This is a genomic window from Corynebacterium sp. c24Ua_83, from assembly GCF_039907245.1.
Taxonomy (GTDB): Bacteria; Actinomycetota; Actinomycetes; order Mycobacteriales; family Mycobacteriaceae; genus Corynebacterium.
In genome coordinates, this window is the sequence record NZ_JASBOI010000003.1 from 79,296 (window position 1) to 94,553 (window position 15,258).

Below are 15,258 nucleotides of genomic sequence, written 5' to 3' on the forward strand. Positions count from 1 at the left end.
AGGCCAGGAAGGCCAGGAACCCTAGTCCAGGCCGATGTCCAGCGCCTGCACGCTGTGGGTCAGTCCGCCCACGGCCACGGACTCCACGCCCGCGGCAGCGTAGTCCCCGGCGACGTCCAGGGTGAGCCCGCCGGAGGATTCCAGCAGCACCTGCGGGGCCAACTGGTCGCGCAGCTCCACGGCCTTGCGCGTGTCCTCCACCGTGAAGTTATCCAGCAGCACCTGCGGCGGCTGAGCCTTGCCCTCCGCCAGCAGGTCGGAGAGCTGGTCCAGGGTATCCACCTCGACCTCTACCCACGTGGTGGCGTCCTCCCCCAAGAAATCCCGCACCCGCGCGTACGCCTCAGCGGCGCTCGAGAGCTCCACGTGATTGTCCTTGACCATCACCTGGTCGCCCAGGTTGTAGCGGTGCGGGTAGCCGCCGCCGTGGACGATCGCACGCTTTTCCAGCATGCGCATGCCGGGCAGGGTCTTGCGGGAATCACGGACCTTGCAGCCGTGCGGGCTGATGGCCGCGGCCTCGACCGCATCGACCCACGCGCGAGTCTGGGTGGCGATGCCGGAGGCGTGGCTCAAGATGTTCAGCAGAGTGCGCTCAAGCATAAGGATGTGCTGGATCTTGCCCTCCACCCGGGCAACCTCGGCCCCGGCCTCCACGCGGTCACCGTCGGCGACCAGCGGGACGAGCTCCACGTGCCGCTCGTCGGCGACTTCCGCGACGATGGCCAGCGCATCCAGCCCGCTGATCACGCCCGCCTGCCGGGCGCGCATGACCTTCGCGCCGGTGGCTTCGGCAGGCACGGTCGCCAGGGTGCTGACGTCCGCACCATCGCCGAAATCTTCTTCCAGCGCGACCTTCGCCATGCGCAAATACGCGGCGCGGATGCGGGTGGGGTCAGTGAGCTGTGCGGGATAGGGAAGCTCCACTACTTGCTGCTCCACTTCTACTCCCCGCTTCCCGGATTGCCGATGGCGATCATGCGCTCCACGGATCGGCGGGCCGCGGCGGCGGTCTCCTCATCCACCGTCACCTCGTCCTCGCCCAGCGCCAGGCAGCGCAGCAGGGCCGCCGGGGTGATCATCTTCATGTACGTGCAGGCCGCGCGGTCGTTCACGGCGCGGAAGTCCACCTCGGGGTTGGCCTGGCGCAGCTGGTGCAGCATGCCGACTTCGGTGGCCACCAGCACGGTGGGCTGGTTGGTGGACTTGGCCTGGGAGATCATGTCGCCGGTAGAGAGCATCTTCACCCGCTCCGGCTCCACGATTCCCTCGCCCGCCAAGTAGATGGCGGAGTTGGCACAGCCGCACTCCGGGTGGATAAACAGGTCCGCCGTCGGGTTGTCGTGCGCCTGCTGGCTCAGCTCCTGGCCGGAGATGCCGGCGTGCACGTGGCATTCGCCCGCCCAGACGTGGATGTTGTCCCGTCCGGTCTCGCGGCGCACGTGTGCTCCGAGGAACTGGTCGGGGCCGAACAGCACCTCCTGATCCTCCGGCAGGCTGGCCACCACATCCACCGCGTTGGAGCTTGTGCAGCAGATATCCGTCAGCGCCTTCACGTCGGCGGTGGTGTTCACATAGCTGACCACCACCGCCCCCGGGTGCTCGGCCTTCCACTCACGCAGCTCGTCGGCGCTAAGGGAATCGGCCAGGGAGCACCCCGCGTTGGCGTCAGGAATAAGAACAGTCTTTTCCGGCGACAGGATCTTCGCGGTCTCGGCCATAAAGTGCACGCCGCAGAAGACAATCACGTCGGCGTCTGTCTCCGCTGCGATGCGCGACAGCGCGAGGGAATCGCCAGTGTGGTCGGCGATGTCCTGGATCTCCGGCAGCTGATAGTTGTGCGCCAGGATCAGCGCATTCTTCTCTTCCTTCAGCCGGCGGACTTCCGCGGCCCACTCGTCGGTGGAGATGCTATCCGGCATGGTCCAGAGGCCATCCACGCGAGTGATACTCTCTATGGTCTTGTTAAGCATTCCCCCACCTTAGTCCCTAACAAGTCCATATCAGCGCATTTCTACCTATTCGCTGCGCTTGCCCCCGGCTAGTCCCCAAAGTCCTCCGGATCTGCGAAGGTCGCCGCCATCCAGTAGGCAATCAGCGCCAGCGCCGGGGCCACGACCAGCCCCACCGAAGGGTTCACGGCCTCCAAGATGTGGAAGACATCGCCCGCTTGTGGATCCTCCGGGATTGGGTCGGTGTGCAGTTTATCGGCCACGCTTACGCCTACCGTCCAGGCCGCCACGGCGCCCCACAGTACGGCTAGGGCTGTCCACAGCATCATCAGCAGCCCCCGCATGCGCGTGCGAAACGCCCACAGCGCCACCGCGATGCCTGCCACTGACGTCAGCCCCAGGTAGTAGGCAAATCCACGGAACGAGGCATCCTCGGTTCCCGGCGTGATGTCTGCCCCGCCGTCGGCAGCCACCACAAGTTCGGAGGTTGGGTGGATCACGCCCCACAGCACTCCCAGCAGCAGGAAGCTCACCAGGGTGATAAAGAGGACCTGCGCCGCTTCCCCGATCGGGCGGGGGATCTTAAAAGTTCTGTTCACCGCGCCGGACCTACTCGCCGTCCTGGGTTTCCGCAATGTCCGGTGCGCCCACGGCGTGGCAGAATTTCCACTTCTCATCCTCACGCTTGAAGTACATGCGGTTGGAGTCCTCCCGCTCGGCCTCGGAGATGGTGACCGTGGCGTGTGCCTTGTCGCCCTCGGTCATCACTTCCTGAATATCGGTGATGTTCGGGGTGCGGCCCGGCTGTTCGTCGAAGTTGCCCTGTCCCGCGGAAGCGTCTGCCTGTTCGCGCGCGGCCTCCTCGCCGCCTTGCTGTTCGATGTCAGCTTGGCAGGTGTTGTCAATGGTCCAGTGCAGGTATTCGTCCATGGGACGGGCGCCGTTGCTCAGCCCGTGCAGTAGGTCGATGATCTGCTGCTTGTCTCCGTCGCTGGCCGGGGTTGTGTAGACCGGCCCCTCGGACATCGCTCCTTCAGGCTGGTCAGCTTGATTTGCTTCGTTCGCTTGACTCGACTCGCCGCTGTTATCCCCGTCGTCGGATCCGCACGCCGTCAATGCGAGGGGCAGGGCGCACAGGGCGGCTAGGCATGTCTTCCGAATCTTCATGTCGCTCACCCTACGGCAATGTAGTCCACTACCCTTGGACACCGTGCAGTTAAACCGCAAGAAAATCGTGAGCACCGCAGTCGACATCCTGCAGCAGTACGGCCTTGCCGACCTCACGATGCGGCGGCTCGCCCGCTCCCTCGACGTTGCCCCTGGCGCCCTGTACTGGCATTTCCCCAACAAGCAGGCGCTTTTGGGAGGTATTGCCGAGTCGATCCTCACTGCGGTGCCTGCCCGCCCCGGAAGTGCGGCGGATTATTGTTCTTTTCTTTTTGACGCCCTCACCTCCCTGCGCGACGGTGCCGATATCACGCTGGCAGCGGTGGCCAGTGAGACGCTTGACCGGGACTTAGCCGAAGAGCTCAGTGCAGAGCTGAACGCAGAGCTTAACCACAAGGGTGCCTGCAGCGCGTTGGACGGCGCGAAACTCCTCCTGCGCTTTGTTTTCGGTTCTGTGCTGGAACTCCAGGCACGCCAAAGCGTCGCCATGAATTTGGGGGCACCAGCAGGCAAGCAAGGGCAGGAACAAGAACAGGCACCAGGCGCGCCCTCCGAGGCTCGCGCACGCCAGGAAGTAGTGCTGGGAGTAGAAACAATACTGAGCGGTTTTAGCCGTTAGAATGGTGCCCATGACTTTCGGACTGTCAGATAAAAGTGGATTGCGTGCGCCCGGCGAACCTTTGATCGGGTGGCCCGGAAAGCCCTACCCCCTCGGCGCCACTTTCGATGGCAACGGGACCAACTTTGCCCTATTCACAGAGGTCGCGGAATCCGTCGAACTCTGCCTCTTTGACAGCCAGGGCGCGGAGACCCGGGTGAAAATGGAGGAGGTCGACGCAGACATTTGGCACTGCTACCTCCCCGGCATCGTTCCCGGCCAGCGCTATGGCTACCGAGTCGACGGCCCGTGGGACCCCGCGCGTGGCCTGCGCTGCGACCCCTCCAAACTGCTGATGGATCCCTACGGCAAGTCCTTCGACGGCGCCTTCGACGGCGATGCCTCCCTGTTTAGCTACGACATCAACGACCCGGATAACCCGGAGAAGCGCAATGAGGAGGATTCCGCCCCGCACGCGATGCGCTCGGTCGTGATCAACCCCTACTTCGACTGGCACCACGATCGTCGTCCGAACATTGAGATGCACAAAACCGTCATCTACGAGACCCACGTCAAGGGTCTGACGATGACCCACCCGGACGTTCCGGAGCACCTGCGCGGCACCTACGCCGGCCTGGGCCACCACTCGATCGTGGAGTACTTCAAGGACCTGGGTGTCACGGCCGTGGAGCTGATGCCAGTGCACCAGTTCGTCCACGACGACCGCCTGCGCGAGATGGGTCTGCGCAACTACTGGGGTTACAACACCCTGGGCTTCTTCGCTCCGCACCGGGACTACGCCGCATCCCCCAGCGCCGAGGGCGCAATCGCGGAGTTCAAGCAGATGGTCCGCAGCTACCACGAGGCGGGCATCGAGGTGATCCTGGACGTGGTCTACAACCACACCAGCGAGGGCAACCACATGGGCCCCACCCAGAACTTCCGCGGCATCGACAACGCCGCCTACTACCGCCTGGTCGACGGCGACGAGGCGCACTACATGGACTACACGGGCACGGGTAACTCCCTGAACGTCCGCCACCCGCACACCCTGCAGCTAATCATGGATTCCCTGCGCTACTGGGTGACGGAGATGCACATCGACGGCTTCCGCTTCGACTTGGCCTCCACCCTGGCCCGCGAGTTCCACGACGTGGACCGCCTCTCCGCATTCTTCGACCTAGTGCAGCAGGATCCGGTGGTCAGCCAGGTCAAGCTCATCGCCGAGCCGTGGGATGTCGGCGAAGGCGGCTACCAGGTGGGTAACTTCCCGGCCCTGTGGAACGAGTGGAACGGTAAGTACCGCGACACGGTGCGCGACTTCTGGCGCGGTGAGCCCTCCACCCTGGGCGAGTTCGCCTCCCGCCTCACCGGCTCTTCAGACCTTTACACCGGCCGGCGCCCCACGGCCTCCATCAACTTCATTACCGCCCACGACGGCTTCACCCTCAACGACCTGGTCAGCTACAACGAGAAGCAGAACGAGGCCAATGGCGAGGACAACCGCGATGGCGAAAGCCACAACCGCTCCTGGAACTGTGGCGTGGAAGGCCCCACGGATGACGAAGAGGTTTTGCAGCTGCGCGACAAGCAGCGCCGCAACTTCCTGACCACCCTCATGCTCTCCCAGGGCACACCGATGCTCTCCCACGGCGACGAGATTGGCCGCACCCAGGGCGGAAACAACAACGTCTACTGCCAGGACAACGAGATCGCCTGGATGGACTGGGAAAACATGGATAAGGATCTGCACGCCTTCACGCGCTATCTGATTCACCTGCGCCAGGCGCACCCGGTGTTCCGCCGCCGTCGCTTCCTGGCGGGCGGCCCGTTGGGCCAGGACGTGGCCAAGCGCGACATTGCGTGGCTCACCCCGGATGGCGATCTGATGTCCGATTCCGATTGGAACGCGGACTTCGGTAAGTCCCTGATGGTTCACCTCAACGGCATGGCCATCGAGGAGCCGGATCCGCAGGGCCGCCCGGTGGAGGACGATTCCTTCATCTTCTGCTTCAACGCCCACCACGAGCCGATCACGTTCACGCTGCCGCGCCGCCACAAGGTGATGCACGTGGAGCCGAGCGAAGAGGAAAGCTGGACCGTCGTCGTGGATACCGCGGAGCCGACTGGCGTGCCGGAGGAAACTCGCCGGTTCGCCGGTGGCGACACTCTGGAGGTCGACGCGCGCAGCACCGTGGTTCTGCAGCGCCCGATCACCACGGAGGTCAAGCTCTAGGCATGGCCGCCGCTTCGTCCCCCTCCCCCGCAACCTTCCCCGCCCGCGGCGCGGAAGTCACCCTCTCCACCGAGGAGATCCGGGTGACCCGCTCGCCGCTGGCTTCCTCGCTGTACCCGGATGTCGCTCGCCCCGCCGACGAGCTCATCGGCTGGTACAAGCAGGCGCCCGAAGGCTGTTCGCCGGGGTACATCCAATTGCTTTTTGACGCCGAACGTCCCCGCGTGAACTTCTCTCCCTCGCAGACCGAGGAGTTCGCCGCGCTGGATCTTCAGCTCACCAACCTGCAGGCCGGCTACCCCCTAGATGCCGGGGCGGGATCTGCTGGGGCAGGCGCTGCTGGCTCTGCAGGCTCTGAGGGCACTGAGAACACAGAGATCTCCGCCGCGGACTGGGTCAGCTCCGCTGAATCCGCCGGCGGTGGGGACGAGGGGGCGTCACCAAAGAAGACCTCAAAGAAGACACAGCAGCGCTCGCCGGCGCCGTGGGCGAAGGTAGCCACCCCGGACGAAGTCCCCGAGACGAACGAGGAGGCGGACATCGACGGCCCCATCTACGGGCAGACGGTGTGCGTGACCGGCGACGTGGAGCCCTACGACAAGGGCGAGGTGTGGGACATGATCGCCTCCCGCGGCGGTGTGGTGGCCAAGAACGTGACGAAGAAGACGACGATGCTGATCGTCGGCGAATGGCACTCCATGACCTCGAAGGAAAAGCGCGCCCGCGAGCTGCAGGATAAGGGCCAGGAGCTGCAGATCATCGGCTTCCAGGAGTTCCTGCAGCTAATCAAGTAGGCAAGTAGCCTAGAGGGCATGTCAGCGACCTATCGCCTTCAGCTCCGCGGACCTGGATCCGACCCCACCCAAGCCTTCACCTTCGCAGATGCCGAAGAGCACCTGCCATACTTTTCCCGCCTCGGCGTTTCGCACCTCTACCTCTCCCCGGTGATGCAAGCGCCGAAGGAATCCACCCACGGCTACGACGTCACCGACCCGTCTGTCATTAACCCTGAGCTCGGGGGCATCGACGGTCTGCGATCCCTGGCCGAAAAGGCCCACGAAGCAGGTATCAAGCTGCTGTTAGACATCGTGCCGAACCACGTCGGCGTGGACGATCCGCAGCTGAACCCCTGGTGGTGGGACCTGCTGAAAAACGGCAAGGAGTCCGAGTACGCGGAATACTTCGACGTGGACTGGTCCGAGGACAACGGTGCGGGCGGGCGACTGGGCCTGCCGGTGCTGGGCAGCGAGGACGATGTCGCAAAACTGCGGATCGAAGAGGGCACAAAGGGCACAGAACCGGTGCTGTGCTACTACGACAACCGCTTCCCCATCGCCGAGGGCACGCTCGGCGGCACCCCGCAGGAGGTGCACGACCGCCAGCACTACCGCCTGATGTACTGGCGCGACGGGGTGATCAACTACCGCCGCTTCTTCAGCATCAATGGGCTGGCGGGCTTGAGGCAGGAAGACCCGGTGGTGTTCGAGCACTCCCACCGCATCCTGAACCAACTGATCGCGGCGGACATCATCGACGGTGTGCGCGTGGACCACCCGGATGGCCTGGCGGATCCCTTCAATTACTTAAAGCAGCTGCGCAAGCTGATCGGCGACGAGCGCTGGCTGCTGGTGGAGAAGATCCTCGGGGTCACCGAGCCGCTGGATCCCCGCCTGACGGTCGACGGCACCACCGGCTACGACGCGCTACGCGAGCTGGACGGCGTGTTCGTTCACCGCCCGGCCGTGGGCACCATGGCCAACCTGGCGCTGGACGTGACCGGCTCGGAGTGGGACGCAGAGGCCTTCGAGAAGGCCGAATACGAGCTGAAGTCCGAGGTCGCCGGGCAGGAGCTCGCGGCCGAGGTGCGCCGCCTGGCCCGCGCCGTGCGCAGCGACAACTGGTCCACCTCCGGCGAGGCCGTGTCCGACGAGGAGCTGCGCGAAACCCTGATCGAACTGATCGCCTCCATGCCGGTCTACCGCGCGGACTACGAATCCCTATCCCGCGTGACCAGCACCGCGATCGCCCAAATGATCATCCGCTACCCGGAGCGCGCCGACGCGCTGGACCTGATCGCCACCGCCCTGATCTCCCGCGGTGAGGCGAACGTGCGCTTCGCCCAGGTCTGCGGTGCGGTGATGGCCAAAGGCGTGGAGGATACCGCCTTCTACCGCGGCTCCCGCCTGGTGAGCCTGCAGGAGGTCGGCGGTGCGCCGGGCCGCTTCGGCGTTTCCCCCGCCGAGTTCCACCTACTGCAGGCCGAGCGCGCCCGCCTGTGGCCAAAGGCGATGACCGCGCTCACGACCCACGACACGAAGCGCGGGGAGGACGTGCGCAGCCGCATCAGCTGCATCACCGAATCCGCCGAGCGCTTCGCTGAGCTGTGCGACGGCATCGAATACGTCGACGGCGGCACCTGCCACTTCCTGCTGCAGAACATGATCGGTGTATGGCCGGTGGACGGCAACGTCACCGACGAACTGCGGGAGCGCCTCCACGCCTACGCGGAAAAGGCCATGCGCGAGGCGGGTGTGCACACCACCTGGTTCGACGTGAACGAGGAGTTCGAGACCTCCATCCACCAGTGGATCGATTCCACCATCGACGATCAGGGCGAAGACATCACCGCGTTCGTCGCGGAGATCGCCCCGGCGGCGGAGGTGGTCTCCATCTCCAAGAAGCTGCTGCAGATCATGGGGCCGGGCATTCCGGACATCTACCAGGGCACGGAGTTCTTCACCGACTCGCTGGTGGACCCGGATAACCGCCGCAAGGTGGACTTCGCCGAGCGGATGGAGGCCCTGGATCGCGTTTCCCGCGGCGACGTGCGCAGCATCGACGACGAGCGCCTGTACGTCATCACCACTGCCCTGCAGATCCGCAACCAGTTCGAGCTGGACGAGGTCAGCTACCTGCCCGTCATGGCTACCGGCACCATGGAGCGTCACGTGCTGGGCACCCTGCGCGGCGAGGACGTCATCACGCTCGTCACCCGCCGCCCGCTGGACATCCTCCGCGACGGCTGGGCGGACACGACTGTAGCCCTGCCCGAGGGTGTGTGGGAGGATCGCCTCTCCGGCAGCATGTGGGAGGGCGAGGTTCCGCTGGACAGCCTGTTTAGCGAGCGCGGCCAGGCGATCCTCACGCGCATGGGGGTTTAAGCCTTGGCCAAGAAAGCCCGCCGGGCACTGCAGGACTACGACACCTGGATTCAGGCGCACCCCACCGTCGCCGCCGACCTGGAGGCCCACATTATTGATGTTCTTGATGACGCCGGCCTCACGTTTGACCGCGTGAGCGTCCGCATCAAGGACCGGACGAGCTTCGCCCGCAAACTCGCCAACGAGGCATACCCGGACTACGACTCGTTTACGGACGCCCACGACGTGATCGGCGTGCGCGTGATCACCTTCCACTCCTCGGAGATCCCGCAGCTCAAGGACGCACTATCCGGCCTGTTCACAGTGGTGCGAGTGATCGACAAGGCCGCCGAAACCGCCCGCGAGGGGCGCTTCGGGTACGCCAGCCAACACCTGATTGTCTCCGCTAAGGATGAGCCGTGGGCGGCTGAGGACGGGGCGTCACCAAAGTACATAGAGATACAACTACGCACCGTGCTGCAGCACGCATGGGCCGAGTTCGAGCACGACGTGCGCTACAAGAACCAGCAGCATCCAGAGACCAGCTCCCCCGAGGTGCAGCGCGCATTCACCCTGGCCGCGGGGCTGATCGAGCTGGCGGATGAGCAGTTCGACAAGATCGCGGGCATCATCGGCACCTCCGGCGAGGAGGTCGAGGGGGCGCTCGACGAGGAGTCGCTGCCGCGCGTGCTGAGCCGCATTGTGGGGTCGAAGTACCCAACCTCGCGCGTGGACTACTACCACTACGCCATCGAGATGCTGGCCGCCCACGACATCACGACGGTCGCGCAACTCCGCGAGCTGCTGGCGCCGAAGCGGCTGAAGGCGCTGCGCAAGGCGATGAACTACCCGTACTACCCCGGCCAGGTGCGCCTGGTGGACGATATGCTGCTATTCGCCTACGGGCGCGAGCACATCCGCAAGACGGTACACATCGGCGACAATGCGCAATCCCGCCCCGGCAGGCTAGGCAACAGGTGGCAGCAGCTGGGGCAGAAAACTGGCTAGCCCCGAGAAAGAGCCAGCTAGAGCTCGCCGCGCTTGAAGCGCTCCAGCTGACGGCGCTCCCGCTTCGTCGGGCGGCCCGCTCCCCGGTCCCGGCGAGGCATGGCGGGGATCACCGGCGGGGGTGGCGAATGGTCAATATAGGCCTTGCGGGCGAGCTCCGCGCCCACGCGCTTGGAGAGCAGCTGCGTGACCTCCACGATGTGCTCGCGGTGGTGGATCCACACGCGCACCGTGTCGCCCACCACGACCGGCTGGGCGGGCTTCACCGAAACGTCGTTGATCTTCACGTGCCCGGCGCGGCAGGCAGCGGCGGCCTGGGCACGGGTCTTGCACAGGCGAACGGCCCACACCCAGGCATCGATGCGGACCTTGCTAGAGGTTGCGGGGCTGGCCAACGGGGTGCGTCACCACTGATCTTTGTGCTCGACAATGCCCTTGATCTGAAAGCCGCTGTAGGCGATGAACGCCACCGCCAGGATCGGCACGATGATGGCGAAAAAGGTGGTGGGCAGGATCGTCAGGCCACCGATCAGGCTGACCGCGCCGATGCCACCGGCGATCTGGATGTTCCGGGTGTGCTTGCGGACCTCCGCCTTGCGCTGGGAGATGGGATCGTTGCCCGGGCGGTTGGCGGGCAGGTTGCCATAGTTGCTCATGTCTAGACAGTGTAGTTAATCGTCCAGCGGCTGATCGATAACCTACAGCAAACTACAGCGCGTCCTCGATCCAGCGCTGCCCCTCCAGGTGGGCCTCCACCGCCCCGCTGGTGATACTGGCCAGGAAATCCGGCAGCGGCGCGCCGGGTTCGCAGGCAATCGCCAGCTCCGCCGCCGCCATGTATTCCACTCCCACCACGGTGTATCCGGCGGCGCGGACCTCGGCTTCCACGCGCCCAGCGTCTGCGTGCGGCACCTCGCAGGTGTACAGGTCCAACTGGCGGCGCAGTTCTAACGGCACCTGCTGCAGTACCTCGCGGGTGGCCTCCTGGTAAGCGCGCACCAGCCCGCCGGTGCCGAGCTTCACCCCGCCGAAGTAGCGCACCACCACGACCGCCACGTCTTGCAGCGGCTCCGGGTCGTGCCAGCCCTTCAGTACTTCCAGCATGGGCTGGCCCGCGGTGCCGGCAGGCTCGCCGTCGTCACTGGAGCGTTCGATGGGCTGTGCGGCATCCACCTGCACCACGAACGCGCTGCAGTGGTGGCGCGCGTCCGGGTACTCGCGGCGGATGGCGCCTATGAAGTCGCGCGCCTCGTCCTCGGTGGCGCAGCGCGCGGCCAGGCCGATAAAGCGGGAGCGTTTGATCTCCACCTCCGAGGAGTACCTGCCCGGCTGCGGGCGGACGTACGAGGGTTCGGGGTGGGAGGCGCTCTGCGGCGCTGTATCGTCAGGCATTCTCCCATTATCGCAGCTAGGGTTGGACACATGTATTCCGTGTGGGCTCCCCTGGCCGAAAACGTAGAACTAGTCCTGCAACCTGCGCAAACAAGCACCGATACCGATTCCGGCGCAAGCACAGGCACCGAACAGTGCATCCCCATGACTCGCGAGGCGGATAACTGGTTCCTCGCCGACGTTCCCGCCACCCCTGGCGACCGCTATGGCTTCTCCGTCGACGGCTCCCCCGTCTTCCCCGACCCGCGCTCCAAGCGCCAGCCCGACGGCATCCACGGCCTGTCCGAGGTGTGGCAAATCGACAAGCCACGCAAGCAGCTGGGTCGCCCGCTGCGCGGCGAGGTCCTCTACGAGCTGCACATCGGCACTTTCACCCCGGAGGGTACCTTCGACGCCGCGATTGACAAGCTCGACGAGCTCAAAGCTGTGGGCGTCACCGCCATCGAGCTCATGCCCGTGCAACCCTTCGGCGGCGAGCGTAACTGGGGCTACGACGGCGTGATGTGGCACGCGGTCACGGACGTTTACGGTGGTCCGGACGGATTGTTGAGACTTATTGACGCCGCCCACGACCGCGACCTGGCCGTGGTGTTGGACGTGGTGTACAACCACTTCGGCCCCGACGGTAACTACACCGGGGTGTTCGGCCCCTACACCGCTGGTGGTTCGACCGGCTGGGGTGACGTGGTGAACCTGCAGGGCCGGGATTCCGACGAGGTGCGCACCTACATCTTGGAGGCAGTGCGCCAGTGGACCCAGGAGTTCGGGGTGGACGGCCTGCGCCTGGACGCGGTGCACGCGCTGGACGACACGGGCGCGGTGAGCCTAATCGAGCAGATCCGCGACGCGGCCGAGCCCGCCTGGATCATGGCCGAATCCGACCAGAACGATCCCGTGTACACCGAGGGCTACAAGGTCGCGCAGTGGAACGACGACATCCACCACGCCATCCACACCGTGGTCTCCGGCGAGGATCACGCCTACTACTCCGACTTCGGCACGGTGGAGGTGCTGGCCACGGCGTTCCAGCGAGTGTTCTGGCACGACGGGCGATATAGCTCCTTCCGCGGGCGCACGCACGGCAGGCCGGTGACGGACCCGGAGCTGTGGCGCTTCGTGACGTACACGACCACCCACGACCAGACCGGCAACCGCGCGGCGGGCGACCGGCCGAGCATGAACCTGTCGGTGAACCAGCAGCTGGCGAAGGCCACGCTGGTGCTGACCAGCCCGTTTACCCCGATGCTGTTCATGGGCGAAGAGTGGGGAGCCTCTACCCCGTTTGCCTTCTTCGTCGACCACGAGAACGAGGAGCTCAACCAGGCCACCCGCGAGGGCCGCATGCGCGAGTTCGCGCGCGCCGGGTGGGATCCGAAGGAAGTGCCGAACCCGGCAGCGGAGGAAACCTTCCGGAACAGTGTGCTGCGGTGGACGGAGCGCACGGAGCACCCGCACGCGGAGGTGCTGCGCGGGTACACGGATCTGCTGGAGTTCCGCCGCACCCACCGCCTGGCCGAGGCGGAGCTGCTAGACGTCCGCTGGTGGGCCGACGGCGAAGAGCCGGTTAGCGAGGCCCTGGCGGGAGTGAACCCGACGGTGGCGCCGGTCGACGCAGGCGACGAGCTGGCGCACGGCCGCTGGATCGAGCTGACCTACCAGGCCCCGGAATCGCTGGTAAAGGTGACCGTGAACCTGGCCGACGCGCCGCACGATGGGCTGGGGCTCGACCCGTGGGAGGCGCGCTACAGAGCCGAGTAGCTAGCCGCAGCTGGCCGGTTAGTTGGCCGGTTATTGCCAGCTGCGCACGTGGTGCAGCAGCATGCGGTTCTTGCGCTGCGAGCGGTCCATCTTCACGCCGATCTCCCGCAGGATCGCGATGGCCTCCGGAATGTGCGGCCCCTTGTTCAGCATGATGCACTCGGCGCGCAGCGCCCACGCCACGTCGGTGATCTCCGCGCGGGTAGGCAACCCGGACTTCGCCATCGATTCCAGCACCTGGGTGGCGATGATCAGCGGCACGTGCGCGGCCTCCACCATCGCCATCACCTGGCCGGGCACCTCCGCCATGCGGGCAAAGCCCATCTCCACTGCCAAGTCGCCGCGCGCAAGCATCACGCCGAACTTCGCGTGCCGCATGCCCTCCAGCAGGATGGTGGTCAGGTTCTCGAACGCCGGAATCGTCTCGATCTTCAGCACCAGGCCCAGGTCGTCGGCGCCCAGCTCATGGAACTTCTCCAGCACATAGGCCACGTCCTCGCGGGAGCGGATGAAGCTCACTGCAGCCATGTCCGCGTGCTCGGCCACGAACGCCAGCGCGGCCTCATCCTCCTCGGTCAGGCTCGGCAGCGGCAACTCCGTGTCGGGCAGGTTGATGCCCTTGTACTCCGCCAGCTTCGCCCCGCCGCGGGTGACCAGCAGCTCCGCCTCGACCGTCTCCTCTGGGCCTACTGTGCCTACTGTGCCCCCTGTGCTCTCTGTGTCCAGGGTTCCCCGCTTCCCCACCACCTTAGCCGCAATTGCGCCATCGTCGAACAGCACCTGCTGGCCTACCTCTAGTGCTCGCACTGCCTCCGGCAGCGTACAGCTGATCTTCGGGATGTCACCGTCCTGCGGGTCGCACACCACGTCGGCGCTGGTCAAAACAATCCTATCGCCGGTCTGCGGCCGCAGCTTCTGCAGCACCTGTGGCACCGCTCCCACCGCCGTCTTTGCGTTCTCCGTTTTCAGCTCCGCGCCGAGCTGCAGGTAGATGTTCTGTTGCCCCTTCGCCAGGGCGCCCTCGCTGTCTTTCTTAATGACGCCCAGCTTCCGCTTCTTGCCGCGTGCGTCCTCCACACGGATCGTCTCTCCAACCTCCAGGGCATCAAAGAACTCCCGGGAGACGTGCACGCTCACGATGGGGCGGCCCAGCGTGTTCTCCGCCATGGGGGCCTCAGCCAGCTCACGATCCTCCGGGATCATCCACAGGCGGCAAGGCTGGATGACCGTGCCCGCGTCGTCCCGCTGCACACGCACGCGCACCACCGCCGGGCCCGGCGCGATGCGGCCGGTGCGGATCTTCGGCCCGGCCAGGTCCATGCTGACGGGGATGTAACGCCCCGCGGCCTTACCGGCCGCGCGGACGTTGTCGATCATCCGCTTCCATACCTCCGGCCCGTCATGGGCGCAGTTGATGCGCGCCAGCTCCATGCCGGAATCCACCAGCCGGGCTACCAGCTCCTGGTCGTAGGCGGCCTCGATCGGCAGGGTGACCATGATGTACGAGGAGTCCCCTGGCAAAGCTTCTACCCCGAAGAGAGCCTCCGTGTGCTGTTCAAGCAGCTCATCGGCCCCCACGATGGCGTCAGAAACATCCTCCTCAGCGAACTGCGGCGAGCGACCATCCAGAGCAGAGACCACGTTGTGCGCGGCTTGCAAGCGCGCCTTAACCGCCGGCTCCGCAGTGGACAGGCGCGTGGCGCCCAGGCTCTCCAGATTCCCCTGCAGGCCGCGGCGGCCGCTGGTGCGCAACGTGGTGTAGTGCACCAGGTTGCGGGCGCCGACGAAGTGGGTCGGCGCGGTGGCGCTGATCTCCGGGTACCAGTGCAGGGTTTGGCTATCGAGTTCGTCGAGGAGTTCCTCGATCGCTTCTAGAACGGCTTGCTTGTTGACCTGCATGGTGAAGGGACGTCTCCTTGGGAAGTGCGCGGCTGCGCGAGCGTTGTGTCCCTTCTATCGTGTCAGGTTGGCCGGGGTTGCGCTCGGCAAAGATGATGCGGGGCTATA

General features: G+C 65.5%; 14 protein-coding genes. 6 read left to right on the top strand and 8 right to left on the bottom strand.

Annotated elements, in window-relative coordinates:
• Positions 1 to 21: 21 nt before the first annotated feature.
• The 4 genes from nadC to QKE30_RS03495 form a co-directional block, all read right to left on the bottom strand.
• On the bottom strand, positions 22 to 942 hold the full coding sequence (nadC, locus tag QKE30_RS03480) for a carboxylating nicotinate-nucleotide diphosphorylase (protein ID WP_347934120.1): 921 nt from the start codon (positions 940 to 942) through the stop codon (positions 22 to 24).
• A 2-nt stretch (positions 943 to 944) separates the two neighbouring features.
• Complete coding sequence (nadA, locus tag QKE30_RS03485) at positions 945 to 1,973, bottom strand: quinolinate synthase NadA (RefSeq protein WP_347934121.1); 1,029 nt, start codon at positions 1,971 to 1,973, stop codon at positions 945 to 947.
• A 68-nt stretch (positions 1,974 to 2,041) separates the two neighbouring features.
• Positions 2,042 to 2,551 (bottom strand): hypothetical protein, encoded by a 510-nt coding sequence (locus QKE30_RS03490; protein ID WP_347934122.1) that lies wholly within the window; start codon positions 2,549 to 2,551, stop codon positions 2,042 to 2,044.
• Positions 2,552 to 2,561: 10 nt separating this feature from the next.
• Entirely contained in the window at positions 2,562 to 3,119 is a 558-nt protein-coding gene (locus QKE30_RS03495) for a hypothetical protein (RefSeq protein ID WP_347934123.1), read from the bottom strand.
• Between the two features lie 67 nt (positions 3,120 to 3,186).
• On the opposite strand from QKE30_RS03495, the gene QKE30_RS03500 reads away from it, so the two are divergent.
• From QKE30_RS03500 to QKE30_RS03520, 5 genes are read left to right on the top strand one after another with little or no spacing between them, the layout of a single operon-like run.
• Positions 3,187 to 3,738 (top strand): TetR family transcriptional regulator, encoded by a 552-nt coding sequence (locus QKE30_RS03500; protein WP_347934124.1) that lies wholly within the window; start codon positions 3,187 to 3,189, stop codon positions 3,736 to 3,738.
• Between the two features lie 10 nt (positions 3,739 to 3,748).
• Positions 3,749 to 5,953, top strand: coding sequence for a glycogen debranching protein GlgX (glgX, locus tag QKE30_RS03505; RefSeq protein ID WP_347934125.1), 2,205 nt, complete (start codon positions 3,749 to 3,751; stop codon positions 5,951 to 5,953).
• Between the two features lie 2 nt (positions 5,954 to 5,955).
• Complete coding sequence (locus tag QKE30_RS03510; protein WP_347934126.1) at positions 5,956 to 6,747, top strand: BRCT domain-containing protein; 792 nt, start codon at positions 5,956 to 5,958, stop codon at positions 6,745 to 6,747.
• An 18-nt stretch (positions 6,748 to 6,765) separates the two neighbouring features.
• Entirely contained in the window at positions 6,766 to 9,114 is a 2,349-nt protein-coding gene (gene treY, locus QKE30_RS03515; RefSeq protein ID WP_347934127.1) for a malto-oligosyltrehalose synthase, read from the top strand.
• A gap of 3 nt (positions 9,115 to 9,117) precedes the next feature.
• Complete coding sequence (locus QKE30_RS03520) at positions 9,118 to 10,101, top strand: hypothetical protein (RefSeq protein WP_239201487.1); 984 nt, start codon at positions 9,118 to 9,120, stop codon at positions 10,099 to 10,101.
• Between the two features lie 17 nt (positions 10,102 to 10,118).
• Here the strand turns inward: QKE30_RS03520 and QKE30_RS03525 are convergent, their stop codons facing one another.
• The 3 genes from QKE30_RS03525 to QKE30_RS03535 are packed head-to-tail and all read right to left on the bottom strand — an operon-like array spanning position 10,119 to position 11,493.
• A complete protein-coding gene (locus QKE30_RS03525) occupies positions 10,119 to 10,496 on the bottom strand; it encodes a S4 domain-containing protein (RefSeq protein WP_347934128.1) in 378 nt (125 codons plus the stop codon).
• A gap of 9 nt (positions 10,497 to 10,505) precedes the next feature.
• Complete coding sequence (locus tag QKE30_RS03530; protein WP_347934129.1) at positions 10,506 to 10,757, bottom strand: hypothetical protein; 252 nt, start codon at positions 10,755 to 10,757, stop codon at positions 10,506 to 10,508.
• A 52-nt stretch (positions 10,758 to 10,809) separates the two neighbouring features.
• A complete protein-coding gene (locus tag QKE30_RS03535; protein ID WP_239201477.1) occupies positions 10,810 to 11,493 on the bottom strand; it encodes a YigZ family protein in 684 nt (227 codons plus the stop codon).
• A 30-nt stretch (positions 11,494 to 11,523) separates the two neighbouring features.
• Between QKE30_RS03535 and treZ the strand changes: the two genes are divergently transcribed.
• A complete protein-coding gene (gene treZ, locus QKE30_RS03540) occupies positions 11,524 to 13,251 on the top strand; it encodes a malto-oligosyltrehalose trehalohydrolase (protein WP_239201472.1) in 1,728 nt (575 codons plus the stop codon).
• Between the two features lie 30 nt (positions 13,252 to 13,281).
• Here the strand turns inward: treZ and QKE30_RS03545 are convergent, their stop codons facing one another.
• A complete protein-coding gene (locus tag QKE30_RS03545; protein ID WP_347934130.1) occupies positions 13,282 to 15,150 on the bottom strand; it encodes a pyruvate kinase in 1,869 nt (622 codons plus the stop codon).
• Positions 15,151 to 15,258: the final 108 nt, after the last annotated feature.

Bases quoted from the DNA above. Each gene is read 5' to 3' on its own strand.
- nadA (WP_347934121.1), bottom strand. From the start codon at position 1,973: ATGCTTAACAAGACCATAGAGAGTATCACTCGCGTGGATGGCCTCTGG.
- QKE30_RS03495 (WP_347934123.1), bottom strand. From the start codon at position 3,119: ATGAAGATTCGGAAGACATGCCTAGCCGCCCTGTGCGCCCTGCCCCTC.
- glgX (WP_347934125.1), top strand. From the start codon at position 3,749: ATGACTTTCGGACTGTCAGATAAAAGTGGATTGCGTGCGCCCGGCGAA.
- QKE30_RS03510 (WP_347934126.1), top strand. From the start codon at position 5,956: ATGGCCGCCGCTTCGTCCCCCTCCCCCGCAACCTTCCCCGCCCGCGGC.
- treY (WP_347934127.1), top strand. From the start codon at position 6,766: ATGTCAGCGACCTATCGCCTTCAGCTCCGCGGACCTGGATCCGACCCC.
- QKE30_RS03530 (WP_347934129.1), bottom strand. From the start codon at position 10,757: ATGAGCAACTATGGCAACCTGCCCGCCAACCGCCCGGGCAACGATCCC.
- QKE30_RS03535 (WP_239201477.1), bottom strand. From the start codon at position 11,493: ATGCCTGACGATACAGCGCCGCAGAGCGCCTCCCACCCCGAACCCTCG.
- treZ (WP_239201472.1), top strand. From the start codon at position 11,524: ATGTATTCCGTGTGGGCTCCCCTGGCCGAAAACGTAGAACTAGTCCTG.
- QKE30_RS03545 (WP_347934130.1), bottom strand. From the start codon at position 15,150: ATGCAGGTCAACAAGCAAGCCGTTCTAGAAGCGATCGAGGAACTCCTC.